This is a genomic window from Bradyrhizobium sp. CSA112 (genome assembly GCF_029051645.1).
In the GTDB taxonomy this organism is placed as follows: Bacteria; Pseudomonadota; Alphaproteobacteria; order Rhizobiales; family Xanthobacteraceae; genus Bradyrhizobium.
This window is the reverse complement of the sequence record NZ_JAACFS010000001.1, coordinates 582,858-600,904: the sequence shown is the minus strand read 5'-3', so window position 1 is coordinate 600,904 and position 18,047 is coordinate 582,858. Positions and strand designations below refer to the sequence as shown.

Genomic DNA, 18,047 nt, shown 5'->3' with positions numbered 1-18,047 from the left:
CGTCCGACAGGTTAATTTAACTCCTCGTTAAGGGAAGTTTTTAGCTCTCTATAAGTCATCGCTTAATGATTTAGCGGCACAGATAGACAATGCAAAAGCCCGCGCCGTTCGTGGGCAGGATTTGTGTTGTTCGATGAGTAACCCCGCAGAAAAGCCTGAGGTTGTCCAGCTTCCGGCCGAAGCGCCGGTCGTGCCGCCGGTCAACACCCGGCGCGTGGCGGCGCAGCGGGTCCGCGAGGCGCGGGACCGGTTAACGTCATCAAGCGGAACGCGTCCGGCCTTCGATACCGAATTGCTCCGGCAATACGCCCAGACCCGGGTATCGGCGTCCTTTGTCGTTATGCTGCTGGTGGTTGCGACCGGCGTGCTGTTCGGCCTCTGGAAGTACGCCGTGCCGGCCGCGATCTGGACCGTCGGCATGCTCTGCATCCATGCCGCTATCATACGCAATTGCTGGCGCTTCCTCCGCGAGCAGCCCTCGCTCGCGGCGACGCGCAAGTGGCAGACCCGGTTCGTGCTGCTCGACCTGCTCTACGGCCTGTCCTGGACCGCGATCCTGCTCCACCCGGCCGGCCTCGACACCGTCTCGAACACGATGATGATGTTCCTGATGCTGCTGGTAATCGCGGTGTCGAGCATGCTGGCGGCGACGCTCCCGATTGCGGCGATGGCGGCAACCGCGCCGGTGACGGCGGCGATCGCGCTCAATTTCGTGATGGGCGGGACTTTCGACAATTACGCGCTCGCGCTGCTTGCGGTCGCCGCCGAAGCCTATTTTGCCCTGCTCGCCCATCAGCTCCATTCGACGACGCTGGCCATCCTGGAAGCGCGTGCCGAAAAGGACGCGTTGATCGGCGAGCTCGAACAGGCGAAGGCGATCTCGGACGAAGCACGGCACCGCGCCGAATCCGCCAACGTCGCCAAGTCGCGCTTTCTGGCGCAGATGAGCCATGAGCTCCGCACGCCACTGAACGCGATCCTCGGATTCTCAGAGGTGATGAAGAGCGAAATCTTCGGCGCGCATGCGGTGCCGGTCTACAAGGAATATTCCGCCGACATCCACAATTCCGGCGTCCACCTGCTCAATCTCATCAACGAGATTCTCGATCTGTCGCGGATCGAGGCCGGCCGCTATGAACTCAACGAGGAAGCGGTGTCGCTCGTGCATGTCGTCGCCGACTGCCATCATCTGTTAAAACTGCGCGCGAGCAGCCGCGGCATCACTATCCACGAGGTGTTCGAGCACGGCATGCCCAGGATCTGGGGCGACGAACGCGCCACGCGCCAGGTCGTGCTCAACCTGCTGTCCAATTCGATCAAGTTCACCCCGCAGGGCGGCGAGATCTGGCTCAAGGTCGGCTGGACCGCTTCCGGCGGACAATATCTCAGCGTCAAGGACACCGGCTCCGGCATTGCCGAGGACGAGATTCCGGTCGTGTTGGCTTCGTTCGGCCAGGGCTCCAACTCGATCAAGTCGGCCGAACAGGGCGCGGGCCTTGGGCTTCCGATCGCGAAAAGCCTGATCGACATGCATGGCGGCACCTTCACGCTGAAATCGAAGCTACGCATCGGCACCGAAGTCATCGTCACGTTCCCGCCGGAGCGCGTGATGAGCGCGCTGGCGCCGATGGCCGAGGAGGCCCCGCCTTTGCAGCCCGAACCATCCATCACGGCGGCTGCCGACGACAAGCGGCGGGCGCGTCACAAACCGATCATGAGTGCAGGAACCGGCTTGTAACCGGGTTGTAGCTGGAGCGCTTGCGCAAGGGACCCAAACCACTTCACTATTCCTGAATGAGCAAAGAAACGCCGTGTATCGCAGTCTGTATGATCGATCCAAAAACCAAACTCTGCTTCGGCTGCGGACGAACGTTGCCGGAGATCGCGCGCTGGCACCGCATGGATACAGCGGAGCGATTGGCCGTGATGGAAGGGCTTGCGGCGCGCATGGCGGAAGCCGGCCTCGTGCAGATGCCGCCGCGCACCGAGCGCGGCTGATCACCGGACGAACCGGCGGAGGCGCGCTGTGATCCGCATCATGCTCGTTCTCGCGATGCTCGCTGCCACTGCCGGCGCCGTCGTCGCCTATGGCGATCCGGAGCAGATCGCGCGCGCCAGCAACTCGGTCACGAAAATGCTACGGCAACGCAGCTTGGAGCCGGCACCAGCCGTGCAGATCGCGCGCGGCAGAGCCGGCGAATTCGCGCTGCACGCCAAGATCAACGGCGTCAAGGCGCCGATGGTGATCGACACCGGTGCGACCTCGGTGGTGTTGACCTGGGAGACGGCGAAGGCGATCGGCCTGCCGATCGAGATGCTCGAATACAATGTCGACGTCGAAACCGCCGGCGGTCACACCAAGGCGGCGCGGCTGACGCTCGATCGCCTCGCGGTCGGCGGGCTCGTCGAGAAATCGGTTCCGGCGCTGGTCGTGCCGCGGGGACAGATGAAGACCAACCTGCTCGGCATGAGTTTTCTGGATCGCCTGGAAAGCTGGGGCGTGCAGGCCGACAAGGTGATGCTGCACGGCTATCCCGAGGCGGCGTCCAACCGCAAACGCTCCCGCTCGGCGGCGAACTAGGGTGCGTACTCATAAATTCGTCATGACCGCTTAGCCACCAGGAGCGGCGCAAAAGCAGACATGCCGACAGCGACGCGATGGGCCATAACCGGACATTCACAATGTTCAGGCTTCCGTAACGCGTCCGATGTTTTTTGATCGCGAAATGCGAACCAAATCGTTACTATTCGCCTGAGCGCTACTTTTCCGGTGGCGACTGTCAAGCAGTACGATCATGAGCCTCAAACCCGCTGTCTTGCGCGACGTTCCGGCCGATGCGCCTTCAATGAAGAAAGCACTCGGCCCCAAGCTTGCAAAGCAATTCGCTGCAAATCCTAATGTGGCGAAATACTCGTTTGTGCTTAAATTTCCCGACGGCGTCGTCACGGGACGCGCGGTATCTCATGCGTTAGGAAAAATACCGACGCCACGCGGGCCGACCCTGCTCGCGGGCACGAGCTTTACAGTCGAAGCAATGAGCGCGGCTAAGGCAGACGCTTGTGACGTGATCGCCATTCACGAGTACTTTTGGACCGATGACAGCTACGCAGCTATTCGCCAAAGCATCTGAAGCACAGCGGAAATCGTGATTGGTCTGAGACAATCTTAGCCTTCGCGGATGTCCACCTTGGGTCATTCGCGTCATTTTGACGGTGTACCGATCACTTCTGGTCCGCCCCGGTAAACAGGCATCCTCCAGTCGCCGTCGGCACGTTCTCAAAGGTGCCAAAGGCGGAAGTGATCCCAACTCGCGGCGTCGCTAAACGGCGATTGTGCGACACATCGAGAGTGGCTCTGTTAAGCCGCTTCCCTGTTTAGGAGAGTGGCCGCCGCGCCGCTCCCTCCCCATTTTGTCTGCAAGCACGTCCTCGTATGCATCGGAGATGGGTAATGACCACAAGAACCTTCTGCACGCTTGCCGCCGCCATCTTTGCCCTGATCGCACTTCTGCAGTTGATCCGGATTGTGATCGGATGGTCCATCACCTTGAATGGCGTCGATGTGCCGTTCTGGCCAAGCTGGATTGCGGTCATCGTGGCTGGCGCGTTGAGCTTCGTCGGCTTCCGCGCCGCCATGCGCAGCTAAAGGCGACCGCCAGTCCGGTATAACAAAGCAAAAGGAGGAGGCGCGTTCAGCGTTCTCCCGCCCGCTGCAAATTGCCTGCAGAGGTGTCAACCTTTCGGCCTTGCCGCCTTGCGCGCCTTGTTGGCTTCCTCGATTTCGGGCTCGATCGAATTCAGGCTCTCGTAGATTTCTGCGAGCACCGTCTTCAGATCCAAAATGTTCTTCGAGGGGAAATCGCGCACCGCAACCTCCTCGAAGTGGATGGCGATCGGGATCAACTCTTCCACCAGCGCGCGTCCCTTGGGCGTGAGATTGATCGCGACGGTGCGCGCATTGTCTTTCAACCGCGTGCGCGTCACCAGGCCACGCCGCTTCATCTCGCCGATCAGCCGCGACAGTGTCGATATCTCGATCGTCGTCATCGCGGCGAGATCGCCGAGGCGCTGGTCGCCGATCTCCCAGAGCGCAGCCATAACGCGGTACATCGGTAGCGTCACGCCGTAGCCAGCAATGCGCCTGGAAAACAGCTCACCCATCCGAACGCCGACGCGGTTGAGCAAGTAGGGAAAGGAATTTGTCAGCCTATACAAGGTCTTGTGCTCCGCCCCGATGCAACTTTTGCGCGCCTTCAATAGCCGCGCGCCGATCGCTTTTCAAGGCAATTGTTGCATTTGAAAGTTTCTGATTGACTGTCATTTGCAAACGCAATTATTGTTTCTGAAAGTTAAACCGCCGGACAAGAGCGGATCGTTCAGTGGAGGAAACCATGTCGCTGGATTCGGCATCCGACGAATTGCGTGAAACGTTCAAGCGCGCGTTGCGGCGATTTCCCGCGGCGGTGTCGGTGATCACGTCTGCAGACCAGAACCGCCGCCACGGAATGACGGCAACCGCGGTGACGTCGCTCTCGCTCGACCCGCCTTCGCTGATCGTCTGCGTCAACCAACAGACGCTGCTGCACGACATCATGCTCTTGGCGCGCCGCTTCTGCGTCAACGTGCTGCGCCGCGATCAGGTCACGCTTTCATCCGCCTTCAGCGGCGCGCTTCCGGCCGAAGAACGGTTCGGGCTCGGCGACTGGATGACATCGGCTGAGGGCGTCACCTACCTCGCCGATGCGCAGATCAACATCTTCTGCAAGAAGGCGGCCGCGGTGCCCTACGGCACGCACACGATCTTCATCGGCGAAGCCGAGACCGTGAACGTGCGCGATCCGATCGAGCCGCTGATCTACCAGGACGCGACCTACTGCTTCTCGGTGCCGCACGACAGCCAGGCTGCGTGAACCGCGCCCGGCGCCTGACCGCCTTTCAACCAATCGAAGACACGGAGCAAACCAATGGTATCAGTCGCCCAGTTGAAGGACGTGCCGGCACAGCCGTCGCTTCGCCCTGATATTGCCGAGTTGCGGAGCCGCGTGGCGCAGATCGCACCGCAGATCAAGGCGCGCGCCCACACCACGGAAAAGGCCGGCCGCGTTCCGGAAGAGAACATCACCGCACTACGCAACATCGGCTATTTCGACATCGTCAAACCGGCGATGTTCGGCGGCTACGAGCACGATTTCGACGTGCTGGTCGAACTGAACATCGAGCTTGCGAAAAGCTGCGCCTCGACGGCTTGGGTCGGCGGCCTGCTCGCGGCCCATCAATGGCTGATCGCGGGATTTCCGGAAGCGGCGCAGTGCGACGTCTGGGTCAGCAATCCCGATGCAGTGGCCTGCGGCTCCTATGCGCCGGCCGCCAAGGCGATCGAAGCCGACGGCGGCTATCGCCTCACCGGACGCTGGTCGTTTGCCAGCGGCTGCGACAACGCGCAATGGTCGTTGTGCGCGGCGCTGTTGCCGTCGAAGACCGAAAGCGGCCAGTTTGCGCCGGCCTTCCTGCTGGTCCCCGCTTCCGACTACGTCATCGACGATACCTGGAACGTCGTCGGCCTCAGCGGCACCGGCAGCAAGACGCTGGTGCTGTCGGACGTGTTCGTGCCCGCGCATCGCCTGTTGTCGTTCGCCGACACCACATCCGGGAAAACGCCGGGCGCCGCGCTCTATGCCAACAACCCCACCTTCGCGATTCCGATGCTGTCGAACATCCCTTCCTGCCTGGCTTCGGCCGCGGTCGGCGCCGCGGCCGGCGCGCTGGAAGACTACCTTGCCGTCACCTCCAGGCGGATCACCCGCGGCGCGGTGGCCGGCCACAACAACCGCATGGCGGATTTCCCGACCGTCCAGTTGCGCGTTGCGGAAGCGGCCGCCTCCGTCGATGCCGCGCGCGAAGTGCTGCTGCGCGATCTCAGGGATCGCGCGGCGACGATCCGCGATGGCCGGCCGGTTTCGATCGAGGACCGTATTATCAGCCGCCGCGGCCAGGCCTTTTCGGTTGCGCTCGCCATTCGCGCCACTGAAGCGCTGAACGCCTCGACCGGCGGGCTTGGCCTCGATCTCTCCAACCCGGTGCAGCGCGCCTGGCGCGACGCCAATGCCGTCGGCCGTCACATCAGCATGAACTGGGATGCCGTCGGCACCATGTACGGCCAGCTCGCGCTCGGGCTGACGCCGCAAGGCCAGTACTAATCAACATCAGATATCAGCGAGGACGATATGCAGGGCAAGATCGCGCTAGAGGAACACTTCGCAATCCCGGACACGCTGATGGATTCGGCGGGCTTTGTCCCGGATTCCTATTGGCCGGAACTGAAGGAACGCCTTCTGGATATCCAGGACAAGCGGCTGGCCCAGATGGACCGGCATGGCGTCGAAATGATGATCCTGTCCTTGAACGCCCCCGCGGTGCAGGCGATTCCCGACGTCGCTCGCGCCAACGAGATTGCGATCCGGGCTAATGATTTCCTCGCCGAACAAGTCGCCAAGCGCCCGTCGCGCTTTCAGGCTTTTGCCGCGCTGCCGATGCAGGATCCGGATCTTGCGATCGCCGAGCTCGAGCGCTGCATCAAGACGCTCGGCTTCCGCGGCGTGCTGGTCAACGGCTTCTCGCAGATCGGCGACGGCAAGCGCCCCGTTTATTACGACCTGCCGCAATACTGGCCGTTCTGGGCGGCGGTCGAGAAGACCGGCCTGCCCTTCTATCTGCATCCGCGCAATCCGCTGCCGGAGGATTGCGCGATTTATGAAGGGCACCCGTGGCTGATGGGCCCAACCTGGGCGTTCGGACAGGAGACCGCGGTTCACGCGCTGCGCCTGATGGGCTCCGGCCTGTTCGATGCCTATCCAAAACTCAAGATCATCCTCGGGCACATGGGCGAAGGACTGCCCTACAGCATGTGGCGCATCGATCACCGCAACGGCTGGGTCAAGGCGCCGCCGAAGCACAAGGCGAAGAAGAAGATCTGCGACTACTTCAACGCCAACTTCTTCCTGACCACGTCGGGCAATTTCCGTACGCAAACGCTGATCGATTCCATTCTCGAGATCGGATCGGACCACATCCTGTTCTCGGTCGATTGGCCGTTCGAAAACGTCGATCACGCCTCGGACTGGTTCAACAGCGCCAGCATCAGCGAGAACGATCGCCTGAAGATCGGCAGAACAAATGCGCTCGACCTGTTCAAGCTCGATCTCGGCGAAACCACGATCGCCGGGCACAGCATCCATCAAGCCGCGGAATAAGCGGTCTCACACGACATAATCACCATCTGGGAGGGATACGGCCATGACTGCGAAGGCAATCGATCTTCACGAGGAACTAGCCGAGGCAAAGGTCGGAAAATTTCACTGGCGCCTCGGCGCCATCATGGGACTGCTTACGCTGTTCGACGGATATGACACGTTCAATCCGGCTTACGTCATTCATTATGTCGCAAAGCCGTGGGGTCTTCAGGCCGGACAGGCGGGGCTGTTGATCTCCAGCGGGTTGGTCGGATTCCTGCTCGGTGCTGCGATCCACGGCATCATCGCCGACCGCCTCGGCCGTCGCGGCACGCTGCTCGGGGGCCTGTGGATCACCAGCATCTTCACCCTGCTCACCGCGACCTCGGCGGACTCGTTCCTGTCGTTCTGCATCCTGCGGCTGCTCACCGGCATCGGCCTTGGCGTGCTGCTGCCGCTCGCGACCACCTACATCAACGAACTGGCGCCGCGGCGCGTGGCGAATACGTTTGCTTTATGGGGCGTTGCGCTTGGCTGGGCGCTCGGCGGAACGCTGGCCGGTGTCGCCGGCGTGTTCGCGACGCCGGTATTCGGCTGGACCTCGTTATATTGGATCGGCTCGCTGTCGTTCCTGCTGCTGCCCTTCATGCACCTGATGCTGCCGGAATCGCCGAAGTTTCTCGCCCTTCAGGGCCGCACCGGCGAAATCCGCGACATGCTGACCAAGCTCCGTCCGGAGCGTGCCAATGTCTACAAGTCAGCCGAAATTGCTGTCGGTGAGTCCGAGAAGCCGGTCAATTCGGTCGCGACGCTGCTCCAGGCCAAATATCGCCGGACCACATTCGCGATCTGGGCATCGGCTTTCCTCAGCCTGTTCTGCATCTTCGGTCTGTCAGGCTGGATTCCGACCGTGATGATGCAGCGCGGAGAAACCTTTGCGGCAAGCTTCGGCTTCGGCGCGCTGATGCAGATCATGTCGTTCGTCGGCGCGCTCGTGCTTGGACACTTTGTCGACAGGTCCGGCAGCAGCCGCGGGCTGATCGCAACCTGGTGGGCGATCGGCGGCATCGCAGTGCTCTCCCTCGTGGTGATGAACGATCACATCGTCAACATCACGTCGGTGGCGGCCGCCGGCTTCTTCATCATCGGCGCGCAGTTCGTGCTGAACAATTTTACCGCGGCGTCCTACGAGACCGGCGTGCGCGCCACCGCAGTTGGAATGGAACTCGGGGTCGCGCGCGTCGGCGCCATTCTCGGCCCGTTCGTCGCCGGCGCGTTGCAGCAGATCTACCAGAGCCCGACGCCGATGTTCGTGTCGATCGGCATCTCCGCGATTGCCGCCGGGGCGATTATCCTGCTGGCCCGGCGGCCGGCGAGCGCCCCCGCGAGCAGCCTTGAAGAGACGGCCGGCTTGCGCAAGGTTGCACAGCCCGCCTCTTGAGGAGGTCTCAATGCGGGAGGTCCGGCTCCGGAATCGATCTGGAGCCGGCCATTTCGTCCGCAAGGAGCGACCATGCAAGATTTCGTCTACCAGAGCGCACCGATGCGGGTGGTGTTCGGCACCGGCACGTTGCGTCAATTGCCCGACGAATTGTCCCGCCTCGGCGTCACCCGCGCGCTCGTGCTGGCGACCCCACGGCAGAAAGACCTCGTCGCCGGCATCCGGGAGATGATCGGTGAACGCTTTGCCGGCGTTTTCACCGGCGCCGTCATGCATACGCCCGTCGAGGTAACGGAACGGGCCATGGAAACCGTGCGCGACGTGCGGGCCGATTGCCTCGTGGCGATCGGCGGCGGTTCGACCACCGGCCTCGGCAAGGCAATTGCGTTGCGCACCGACCTGCCGCAAATCGTGCTGCCGACCAGCTACGCCGGCTCGGAAATGACGCCGGTCGTCGGCCAGACCAGCGGCAGGATCAAGACCACGCAGTCGAGTCCGAAAATTCTCCCTGAAATCGTCATCTACGACGTCGACCTGACCATGACGATGCCGGCGGGATTGTCCGCGACATCAGGCATCAACGCCATCGCGCATGCGGTCGAAGCGCTCTACGCGCGCGATCGTAATCCCGTGATATCGCTGATGGCGGAGGAGGGAATCCGCACGCTGGCGCAGGCGCTGCCAATAGTTTGCGCCCAGCCGAATGACAGAGCCGCGCGCACCGACGCGCTCTATGGCGCCTGGCTCTGCGGCATCTGCCTCGGCGCCGTCGGCATGGCCCTGCATCACAAGCTCTGCCATACGCTGGGCGGATCGTTCAATCTGCCGCATGCAGAGACGCATACTGTCATTCTCCCACATGCCCTCGCCTACAACGCGCCCGCTGCGCCTGAAGCGATGACGCGCATCGCCGCCGCGCTTGGCGTGCCCGACCCGGCGCTCGGCCTCTACGATCTGGCGCGAAAGCTTGCTGCGCCGGCATCGCTGCGCGAGATCGGCATGCCCGAGGCCGGCATCGACCAGGCCGCCGACCTCGCCGTGAAAAATCCCTACTGGAATCCGCGCCCGATCGAGCCAGAGGCGATCCGCGAATTAATCGCGCGGGCCTGGCGCGGCGACGCTCCGCAAACCACCCTCACCATCTCCTGAAGAGAATATCGACATGCGCAACTTTGACGAAGCCGCGATCACCGACGCCGTCGTGCACGTCAGGCTTTACGCCGCGACCGGCTCCGCCGCGCGGTCCTCGACCAGCGCGATGGCATCACGCAGCACATCGACACCGGCCCCTGGCCTGACGCCCTTCTCCGCCAGATGGCGGCGAAAAGCGCGCGCGCCGGGGACGCCGTGAAACGCGCCGACGAAGTGCCGCGTCATCGAATGCAGCTTTGCTCCCTGCGCCAACTGTTCTTCGATGTAGGGAAGCATCGCTTCGAATACATCCTTCATGGTGGCGTATGGTGCCGCCTCGCCGAACAATTCCGGGTCGACCTCGAGCAATCGCCAGGGCTCCTGATAGGCCGCCCGCCCCAACATCACGCCGTCGACATGGTCGAGATGCCGCTTTGCCTCCGCAAGGCTGCCGATGCCGCCATTGATGATGACGGGCACCTCAGGCAGCGCGGCCTTCAGCCGGTAGACCCGGTCGTAATCGAGCGGCGGGATGTCACGGTTTTCCTTCGGCGACAATCCGTTGAGCCAGGCCTTTCGGGCGTGCACGATCAGCGCGTCAGCGCCCGCTGCGATCACGCCGCGCGCCAGCACGTCGAGCGCAGTTTCCGGATCCTGATCATCGATGCCGATCCGGCATTTGACGGTGACGGGAATCTTGACCGCGCGCTTCATGGCGGCAACGCCGTCGGCGACCAGTGCCGGCTCCGCCATCAGGCATGCGCCGAAGCGGCCGTCCTTCACCCGGTCGGACGGACAGCCGACATTGAGGTTGATTTCGTCGTAGCCGCAATCCTCGCCGATTCTGGCTGCGGTCGCGAGATCGGCCGGCTCCGACCCGCCGAGCTGCAGCGCGACCGGATGCTCGCTCCGGTCGAAGCCGAGCAAACGCCTGCGGTCGCCATGAATGATGGCGCCGGTCGTCAGCATCTCCGTGTAGAGCCGGCCCCGCCGCGTCATCAGACGGTGGAAGACGCGGCAATGCCGATCGGTCCAGTCCATCATGGGTGCGACGGAAAAGCGATGTTCTAACATGTTGTTTTCATTGCACTTAATCATCTTTGTCCGTCCAATCGATTTTGGTTCGACGGACAATCTGAAGCTTCAGAGCTAAGGCATTTTCCCTTCTTTTCAAAGGCTTGATCCGATCGCGCGCCGATTTTCATTTGTTTTCACGCTGCCCGGTACTGCGTGGCAGTACCAAATTGCCCGTGCAGTACCACGCCTCAACGCAATGTTTTGGCTGCGTCCAACTACGCCAGCTGGCCGAACTTGAAATGGGAGCGGCACCGTCGCGACACAGACGCCTGATCGACCCGTTGGGCCTTCATGTCGCATTGAGCGCGAAGCGGCTGCGGCCCGCCCCGCAATGACTGCGGGTGACGCGCTGGTCGCTCACGCCGCGGCTTCACGCATCATCGCCTTCAGCATTTCCGCGAGCACGCTGGCGATCGCGCTCGTCCCGCGCTCGTGGCCGATCAGCATGAGCGTCTGCGTCTCGTGCGCCAACTCGCGCACCGGCACATAGACCAGGCGGCCGACGCGCCGCTCGAACTCGATGTCGAACGGCGTAAGAAAGGTGATGCCATTATCAAGAATGGCGGCGTGGCGCATGATCTCGATGGCATTGGTTTCGATGATCGGCAGCGGTTCCAGCGAGGCTTTCGCAAATGCCGAATCCAGGTAGGGCCTGATCACGGTCGACCCGTCGGCAATCACCAACGGATAGTCGACGCAGTCGCCGAGCCGGATCTGGTTGCGCTTGGCGAGCGGATGGCTCGGCGCCATCACCGCGCCGAGCTTGCCGGCGGCCCGGGCCAGCACCTTGAGATGACTGCCGCGGGTGAAATCGAAGCCGATGCCGAGGTCGGCCTCGCCACTGGCGACCGCGGATTGAATGTCCTCCCCGGTGGTCAGCAGCGTCAGGCAGAGCCGCACCCGGGGATTGGAGACACGAAACTGCTTGACAGTGCCGGGCACGAGGTTCGAGGCGAGACCGCTCATCATCGCCACCGTGATCTCGCCCCGGCGCAACCCCTTCAATTCCTCGATCTTGCCCTGGGCGCGGGTCAATTCCTTCAGGGTCTGGCGAATATGGCCGACCAGCACCTCACCCGCCGCAGTCAGAATCAGCTTGCGCGGCAGCCTTTGGAAAATGGGCGTGCCGAGCTCGGTCTCAAGCGCAAGAATCTGGCGGCTGATGGCGGAGGCCGCGACGTTGAGATGGCTCGCAGCCTTGCGGATCGATCCGGTGCGCGCCACCTCGTCCACATAGGTCAACAGGCGGCTGTGCAGCATCCCCTTGCTCCTGCTTGAAAAAAAGTCCTCGCTCCGAAGCGATGCTGTTACGTTGCCTGAAAGGCAACAGTGTTTGCGAAATAAAGCGCTTTTGTGCAAGCCTTTCGGCGTGCTGAATCTATCGTGGCTCGTCACGCGTACGCCTCACGCCGTCGAACCGACCGCAATCAGGAGTCTCCTCAATGGCGTTCAGCGTCGAAAACCTCGCTCAGTCCAAGGCCTTCCGCATCTCGCCGACGGACACCAACTATTTCGTGATGCTGTTCGATCATGAGAGTGACCGGATCGACAATATCTTCGTCATCGAGATCTTCCGGCCGGGCGGCGCGACGCCGCCCAACGAACATGCAGCCGCGCACGAATTCTTCCATGTGCTGCACGGCGAAGGCGTCGCGCGCTGCGACGACAAGACACTGCCGATAAGAAAGGGCGACTCGCTGCTGCTACATCCCGGCTCCGAACACGTGATCGAGAACACCGGAGCCGGCAAGCTGTATTGCCTGACGGTGATGACACCGAACGAAGGCTTTGCCGAATTGATCCGCGGCGGCGAACCGGTCGAGGTCGAGGCCGATGACATCGCTGTGCTGCAGGGACGCGACGTGGCGGGTCAACGATGACCAATATCCGCCTCCAACCGGTCGATGATCTCGTGCCACTCGGCGCCAGCGCGCGCAATCGCTGGTCAGTCTCGGCGACCCAGGCAAACCTTGTGCGGCCGCCGATCGTGCCGCAGCCGGTGACGATCGATGTCGGCGCCAAGCTCGTGACCTTCGATCTCGCGCGCACCGCCATCATCGTCATCGACATGCAGAACGACTTCTGCCATCCGGACGGCTGGCTCGGCCACATCGGTGTCGACGTGACGCCGGCACGCGCGCCGATCGCGCCGCTGCAACGGCTGTTGCCGGTGCTGCGCGGTATCGACGTGCCGGTGATCTGGCTCAACTGGGGCAACCGGCCCGATCGACTCAACCTCAGCCCAGCTCTGCTGCATGTCTACAAGCGGTCCGGCACAGGCATCGGCCTCGGTGACCGGCTGCCGGGCTCCGGTGCGCGAGTGCTGGAACGCGGCAGCTGGTCGGCTTCGATTGTCGAGGAGCTGACCGTCGAGTCCACCGACATTCATGTCGCCAAGTATCGCATGTCAGGATTCCAGGACACCGAACTCGATAGCATCCTGCGCAACCTCAATGTCACGACGCTCTTGTTCGCCGGGGTCAATGCCGACCAGTGCGTGCTCTGCACGCTGCAGGATGCCAACTTCCATGGCTACGACTGCATGCTGCTGTGCGACTGCGCAGCCACCACCTCACCGGACTACTGTATGGCTGCGACCGTCTACAACGTAAACCAATGCTTCGGCTTCGTGCTGGAGTCTTCCATCCTTACCGCTGCCCTCGCCAGCTGCGGGCCGCGATTGCCGAGGTAAGCGCCATGAACGATCTCACGCCGTTTGACGCCTCATCCAACCGGCATCCATCGACAGATAGACTAGCATCGCTGCTCGCCAGTCTCGGCGATATCCCGGTCGTGACTGATCCCACTATCGTGCGCCGGCGCTCGCGTGATTTCTTCTGGTACAGCCCGGTCCTCAACGATCAGCTCAACGACAAGTCGGCCGATCTGATCGTCGCGCCACGCGACGAGGCCGATATTGTTCGCGTCGTCGCGGCCTGCGTACGTCACCGTGTGCCACTGACAGTGCGGGCCGGTGGCACCGGTAATTATGGCCAAGCCGTACCGCTCGCCGGCGGCGTGCTGCTCGACGTCACCGCGCTTGACACGATCGAATGGATCAGACCCGGACAGATCCGCGTCGGCGCCGGTGCAAAAATGAATGCGATCGACGCCGCTACACGGCCCTCCGGCTATGAGCTGCGGATGCATCCCTCCACCAAGCGTACCGCGACCATTGGCGGGTTCGTCGCCGGCGGATCCGGCGGCGTCGGCTCGATCACCTATGGCGGCTTGCGCGAACCCGGCAACATCCTCGCCGCGCGCATCGTCACCATGGAACCAGAGCCCCGCATCATCGAACTGCGCGACGACGCGGCGCAGAAGATCAACCGTGCCTACGGCACCACGGGCATCATTACCGCGCTCGAAATGCCGCTGGCGCCGGCGTGGCCATGGATCGATGTGGTGGTCGTTTTCGACGATTTCCTGGCCGCGGTCGAATTCGGCCAGGCGGCGGCGCTTTCCGACGGCATCGTCAAGAAGCTGCTGTCGCCCATCACATGGCCGCTGCCAGCCTATTTTGGTGCGCTGAAATCCTGTTGTCCCGAGGGCAAGAGTATCCTGATCGCGATGATCGCTGAGCACTCGCTGAAACACTTCAAGAATCTGCTCGGCGATCGCGGCACCATTACCCTGGAGATGCCGACTGACGACGAAGGCTCCGGCAAGGTGCCGCTGTACGAATACACCTGGAATCATACCACCCTGCAGGTGCTCAAGAACGACCGCAGTGTGACCTATCTGCAATGCCTGTACCCTCATGACCGGCTCCTGCAGAAGGTTGACGAGATGCGTACGATGTTTCCGGACGAGGTGCTGCAGCATCTCGAGTTCATCCGTTTCAACGGCCAGTTGACCTGCAGCGGACTGCCCGTGGTGCGGTACAGCGACGCGGAGCGGCTAAACGAGATTATCCGCCTGCACGAGGCGCACGAGGTCCATATCGCCAATCCGCACGTATACACCGTCGAAGACGGCAGCCGCTACAAGCGCGTCGACGTCGATCAGCTTGGATTCAAGCACGAAGTCGATCCCTACGGCCTGCTCAATCCCGGCAAGATGCGCAGCTTCGTGGCGGAGCGTGACGGGCCCATGTCGACCGACTGATGGGGGTCCGGAGTGCTCGCTGCAATCGCAGCTGCTATGACGGGTCCAGCGTTATGAAGGACGATTTTAGGCAAGGTGGATTCGCGATCAACGGCATCCAAGGACATCACGATGGCGACGGTATTCGGCGAGACGAACTGGCGATCAATGAGCCAGGAGCAGCGCGACCTCGGGCTCAACAACAGCGCCGCCGTCCCGGGCAGTGCCGAACTTGTCGCGAGCTGGGAGCAGCGCTCCTCCGCCGTGCGGGACAAGCATTCCGCGCATCTCGACTTGAGATACGGTCCACGCGACCGTAATCGGACCGATTTCCTCAAAGCCGCCGACGGCGGCCCGACGCTGGTGCTGATCCATGGCGGCTACTGGCAGATGCGCTCGAAGGAAACCGTCAGCTGGTTCGCCGAGGGACCGATGGCTCACGGCATCAATGTCGCGCTGATCGGCTACACTCTGGCGCCGGAGGCGACCATGGACGAGATTGTTTTCGAGATCCATCGGGCTCTCGACGCCCTGGTTGATCAGCTTCCCGCGCTCGGCGGCGACCCGAGCCGTATTGTCGTATCCGGCTGGTCGGCAGGTGGACATCTGGCGGCGATGGCGCTGTCGCATCCGCGTGTAAAGGCAGGCATTGCGATCAGCGGCATCTTCGATCTCGAACCGATCCGCCACAGCTATCTCAACGTCAAGCTCAAGCTCGACGAAGCGATGTCGCGGCGCAGTTCGCCGCTGCTGCACTCGGCAGGCCCTTCGGCGCCGCTGGCGCTGGTGGTCGGCGGGGCCGAACTGCCGATGCTGCGCCAGCAGACCGCCGACATGGCAGCGCACCGCGCCGTCAATGGATTGCCGGTGAGCTATGAGGAAATTCCCGGCGCCGACCACTTCTCGGTCATGCTCGCGCTGGGCTCGCCGATCGGGCGGATCACGACCCTGATCCGGCAGCTGTTCGAGCGCGGTTGATCAGCGCGGCAGCTTCGCCGCCTTCACGTCGTACAGGAGCTTGATGAATTCCCCCGAGGCGTGCTCGGCGGTGAGACGGCCCTTGTCGGCGGTGGCCTTGTGCGCTTCGCCGACCGCGCCATCGGGATTGAGGTCGCCGGCGATCCAGGCATAGGCAATGAACCCGGTCGGTCTGAGATGGTTGAAGGCCGCTTCGTCGTCCTCGGCAACGGACCGGAAGTCCTGTGCGCGAGCCATGTCGACCAGCTCCGGGCGGAAATGCAGCATCAGCGAGGTCTCGACGTCACCGCCGTGAATGCCGAATTTCAGCTCGCGCTCGCTGTAGAGGCCGGCCGGCTTGCCGAGCCGCGACCAGGCAGACTTGACCACCAGCATGTCGGCGCGCACTCGCAGTTCGCGCGCGATGATGCCCATCACCTCGTCGTTGCCGCCGTGCGAGTTGACGATCACGAGTTTCCGCACGCCGGCACGCGCGACCGACAATCCGAGCTCGGTCCAGGCCTCGATCAGCGTTGCCGCCGACAAGGTCAAGGTGCCGGGCATCCGCAGATGCTCGTTGGATTTTCCGACCTGCTGGACCGGCAGGATCCGGATGTCGAGATCATCGGGCAGACGATCGACCAGTGTCTCGAGCATGCCACGGTTGATCGCCGCGTCGACGCCAACCGGCAGATGCGGCCCGTGCTGCTCGATGGCGGCGATCGGAAGGATGGTGATGGTGCTCTCTGGATCGAGGCTTTCGAATTCACGCGAGGCGTATTCATCCCACCAGACCCGGCGGCGCGGCTTGTCCATGTTCGGCTCCTTTTCACGCCGCACCGCGCGGTTGCGGCGCGCACGACCATGATGTCCGACTATGGCATCGCGGAGCCGTTGACAATGGTGCGCAGTGGCGTGGCCCGGGGTTTTTGTACGTTGCCTAAAAGGCAACGTATGCCTCGAATCAAAATGCTTCCGGATGACAGACGACGCGTGCATCTTTTGCAGTGCCGGGAACGCTGCCACCGGGATTCCGCCGCCATCGGAATTCCATCCGATCGAGATCACACCGAGGTTGCCATGAACGCTGTCATGACCATCGTGTCCCGCGCCCTGCTCGTCACCGCGGCTTGCCTTGCCTTCGTCGCCCCGTCGACCGCCGCCGACAAGGTGACATTTCTGACCAGCTGGTTCGCTCAGGCCGAACATGGCGGCTTCTACCAAGCCAAGGCGACCGGGCTTTATGAGAAGGCCGGGCTCGACGTCACCATCAAGATGGGTGGGCCGCAGGTGAACGGATCGCAGCTCCTGCTGGCCGGCGAGACGGATCTCCTGATGGGCTACGACATCCAGGTGCTGAAGGGCCGCGAACAGGGACTGCCGCTGGTGACGGTGGCCTCCTCGTTCCAGTTCGATCTGCAAGGCATCATGGCCCATGACGATGTGGCAGAACTCGCCGCCTTGAAAGGCAAGCCGATCCTGATCTCCGGTTCGTCGCGGACCACGTTCTGGCCGTGGCTGCGCGCCAAATACGGCTACACCGACGACCAGATCCGCGCTTACACTTTCAACCTGCAACCGTTCTTTGCCGACCCCACGGTGTCGCAGCAGGCCTATCTCTCGTCCGAACCGTTCCAGGTGCAGCAGCAGGGCGTCAAGGCAAAATTCTTCCTGTTCGCCGACGGTGGCTATCCGCCCTACGGCTCGACGATCGTGACCACCGAGAAGATGCTCGCCGAAAAGCCCGATGTGGTGGCGCGCTTCGTCAAGGCATCGCTCGAGGGCTGGCGTGACTACCTCAAAAACCCGGAACCGGCCAACGCCCTGATCAAAGCCGACAACCCGAAAATGACCGACGCCCAGATCGCATTCGCGATCGACAAGCTGAAGCGGACCAAAGCGCTCGACGGCGGCGATGCCGCCACCGGCGGAATCGGCATCATGACGGCTGCGCGATGGAAGCAAACCTATGACTTCCTGGTCACCGCCAACCTGCTCGATCCAAAGACCGAATGGCAAAAGGCGTTCACTGATCGCTTTGTCAAGGATCTGAAGATCGGATTCTAGCGCACGGCGCGCAGGCGCGAAGCTTGCAATGGTCCGGTGATGATTAGCCCGCAAAGAAG

At 62.6% G+C, this 18,047-nt stretch carries 19 protein-coding genes; 15 read left to right on the top strand and 4 right to left on the bottom strand.

Features of this window, described 5'->3' with window-relative positions; translation table 11 throughout:
* Positions 1–133: 133 nt before the first annotated feature.
* The 5 genes from GWE18_RS02990 (at position 134) to GWE18_RS02970 (ending at position 3,646) form a co-directional block, all read left to right on the top strand.
* Complete coding sequence (locus GWE18_RS02990) at positions 134–1,738, top strand: HAMP domain-containing sensor histidine kinase (protein ID WP_057850314.1); 1,605 nt, start codon at positions 134–136, stop codon at positions 1,736–1,738.
* A gap of 56 nt (positions 1,739–1,794) precedes the next feature.
* Positions 1,795–1,998 carry a DUF1289 domain-containing protein gene (locus GWE18_RS02985; RefSeq protein WP_275184297.1) on the top strand — a complete coding sequence of 68 codons (204 nt, stop codon included), beginning with the start codon at positions 1,795–1,797 and terminating at the stop codon, positions 1,996–1,998.
* A 28-nt stretch (positions 1,999–2,026) separates the two neighbouring features.
* Positions 2,027–2,581, top strand: a complete 555-nt coding sequence (locus tag GWE18_RS02980; RefSeq protein WP_275184296.1) for a TIGR02281 family clan AA aspartic protease — start codon at positions 2,027–2,029, stop codon at positions 2,579–2,581.
* Positions 2,582–2,795: 214 nt separating this feature from the next.
* On the top strand, positions 2,796–3,131 hold the full coding sequence (locus GWE18_RS02975; RefSeq protein WP_275184295.1) for a hypothetical protein: 336 nt from the start codon (positions 2,796–2,798) through the stop codon (positions 3,129–3,131).
* Between the two features lie 320 nt (positions 3,132–3,451).
* Positions 3,452–3,646: a hypothetical protein gene (locus GWE18_RS02970; protein ID WP_275184294.1), complete on the top strand. Its 195-nt coding sequence runs from the start codon at positions 3,452–3,454 to the stop codon at positions 3,644–3,646.
* Positions 3,647–3,732: 86 nt separating this feature from the next.
* Here the strand turns inward: GWE18_RS02970 and GWE18_RS02965 are convergent, their stop codons facing one another.
* Positions 3,733–4,215 (bottom strand): MarR family winged helix-turn-helix transcriptional regulator, encoded by a 483-nt coding sequence (locus tag GWE18_RS02965; protein ID WP_275184293.1) that lies wholly within the window; start codon positions 4,213–4,215, stop codon positions 3,733–3,735.
* A gap of 176 nt (positions 4,216–4,391) precedes the next feature.
* Between GWE18_RS02965 and GWE18_RS02960 the strand changes: the two genes are divergently transcribed.
* The 5 genes from GWE18_RS02960 to GWE18_RS02940 all read left to right on the top strand — a co-directional run bounded on the left by GWE18_RS02960 (position 4,392) and on the right by GWE18_RS02940 (position 9,819).
* On the top strand, positions 4,392–4,910 hold the full coding sequence (locus tag GWE18_RS02960) for a flavin reductase family protein (protein WP_057850316.1): 519 nt from the start codon (positions 4,392–4,394) through the stop codon (positions 4,908–4,910).
* Positions 4,911–4,964: 54 nt separating this feature from the next.
* Positions 4,965–6,197, top strand: coding sequence for an acyl-CoA dehydrogenase family protein (locus GWE18_RS02955; protein ID WP_275184292.1), 1,233 nt, complete (start codon positions 4,965–4,967; stop codon positions 6,195–6,197).
* Positions 6,198–6,224: 27 nt separating this feature from the next.
* On the top strand, positions 6,225–7,250 hold the full coding sequence (locus GWE18_RS02950; RefSeq protein ID WP_275184291.1) for an amidohydrolase family protein: 1,026 nt from the start codon (positions 6,225–6,227) through the stop codon (positions 7,248–7,250).
* 43 nt (positions 7,251–7,293) lie between these two features.
* A complete protein-coding gene (locus GWE18_RS02945; RefSeq protein ID WP_275184290.1) occupies positions 7,294–8,670 on the top strand; it encodes an MFS transporter in 1,377 nt (458 codons plus the stop codon).
* A gap of 72 nt (positions 8,671–8,742) precedes the next feature.
* Complete coding sequence (locus GWE18_RS02940; protein ID WP_275184289.1) at positions 8,743–9,819, top strand: maleylacetate reductase; 1,077 nt, start codon at positions 8,743–8,745, stop codon at positions 9,817–9,819.
* Positions 9,820–9,885: 66 nt separating this feature from the next.
* Here GWE18_RS02940 and dusA read toward each other — a convergent pair whose 3' ends face one another.
* A complete protein-coding gene (gene dusA / locus GWE18_RS02935) occupies positions 9,886–10,875 on the bottom strand; it encodes a tRNA dihydrouridine(20/20a) synthase DusA (RefSeq protein WP_275184288.1) in 990 nt (329 codons plus the stop codon).
* A 360-nt stretch (positions 10,876–11,235) separates the two neighbouring features.
* Positions 11,236–12,138: a LysR family transcriptional regulator gene (locus GWE18_RS02930; protein ID WP_135172950.1), complete on the bottom strand. Its 903-nt coding sequence runs from the start codon at positions 12,136–12,138 to the stop codon at positions 11,236–11,238.
* Positions 12,139–12,320: 182 nt separating this feature from the next.
* On the opposite strand from GWE18_RS02930, the gene GWE18_RS02925 reads away from it, so the two are divergent.
* From GWE18_RS02925 to GWE18_RS02910, 4 genes are all read left to right on the top strand, one after another.
* Positions 12,321–12,758 carry a cupin domain-containing protein gene (locus tag GWE18_RS02925; RefSeq protein ID WP_057850920.1) on the top strand — a complete coding sequence of 146 codons (438 nt, stop codon included), beginning with the start codon at positions 12,321–12,323 and terminating at the stop codon, positions 12,756–12,758.
* Positions 12,755–13,570, top strand: coding sequence for a cysteine hydrolase family protein (locus GWE18_RS02920; protein ID WP_275184287.1), 816 nt, complete (start codon positions 12,755–12,757; stop codon positions 13,568–13,570). The genes GWE18_RS02925 and GWE18_RS02920 overlap by 4 nt, the downstream gene beginning before the upstream one ends.
* 5 nt (positions 13,571–13,575) lie before the next feature.
* Positions 13,576–14,985, top strand: a complete 1,410-nt coding sequence (locus tag GWE18_RS02915; RefSeq protein WP_275184286.1) for an FAD-binding oxidoreductase — start codon at positions 13,576–13,578, stop codon at positions 14,983–14,985.
* Between the two features lie 111 nt (positions 14,986–15,096).
* Positions 15,097–15,942, top strand: a complete 846-nt coding sequence (locus GWE18_RS02910; RefSeq protein ID WP_275184285.1) for an alpha/beta hydrolase — start codon at positions 15,097–15,099, stop codon at positions 15,940–15,942.
* Here the strand turns inward: GWE18_RS02910 and GWE18_RS02905 are convergent, their stop codons facing one another.
* Positions 15,943–16,737, bottom strand: a complete 795-nt coding sequence (locus GWE18_RS02905) for a creatininase family protein (RefSeq protein WP_275184284.1) — start codon at positions 16,735–16,737, stop codon at positions 15,943–15,945. It abuts the gene before it with no gap.
* 264 nt (positions 16,738–17,001) lie between these two features.
* On the opposite strand from GWE18_RS02905, the gene GWE18_RS02900 reads away from it, so the two are divergent.
* Positions 17,002–17,988 (top strand): ABC transporter substrate-binding protein, encoded by a 987-nt coding sequence (locus tag GWE18_RS02900; RefSeq protein WP_275184283.1) that lies wholly within the window; start codon positions 17,002–17,004, stop codon positions 17,986–17,988.
* Positions 17,989–18,047 lie beyond the last annotated feature (59 nt).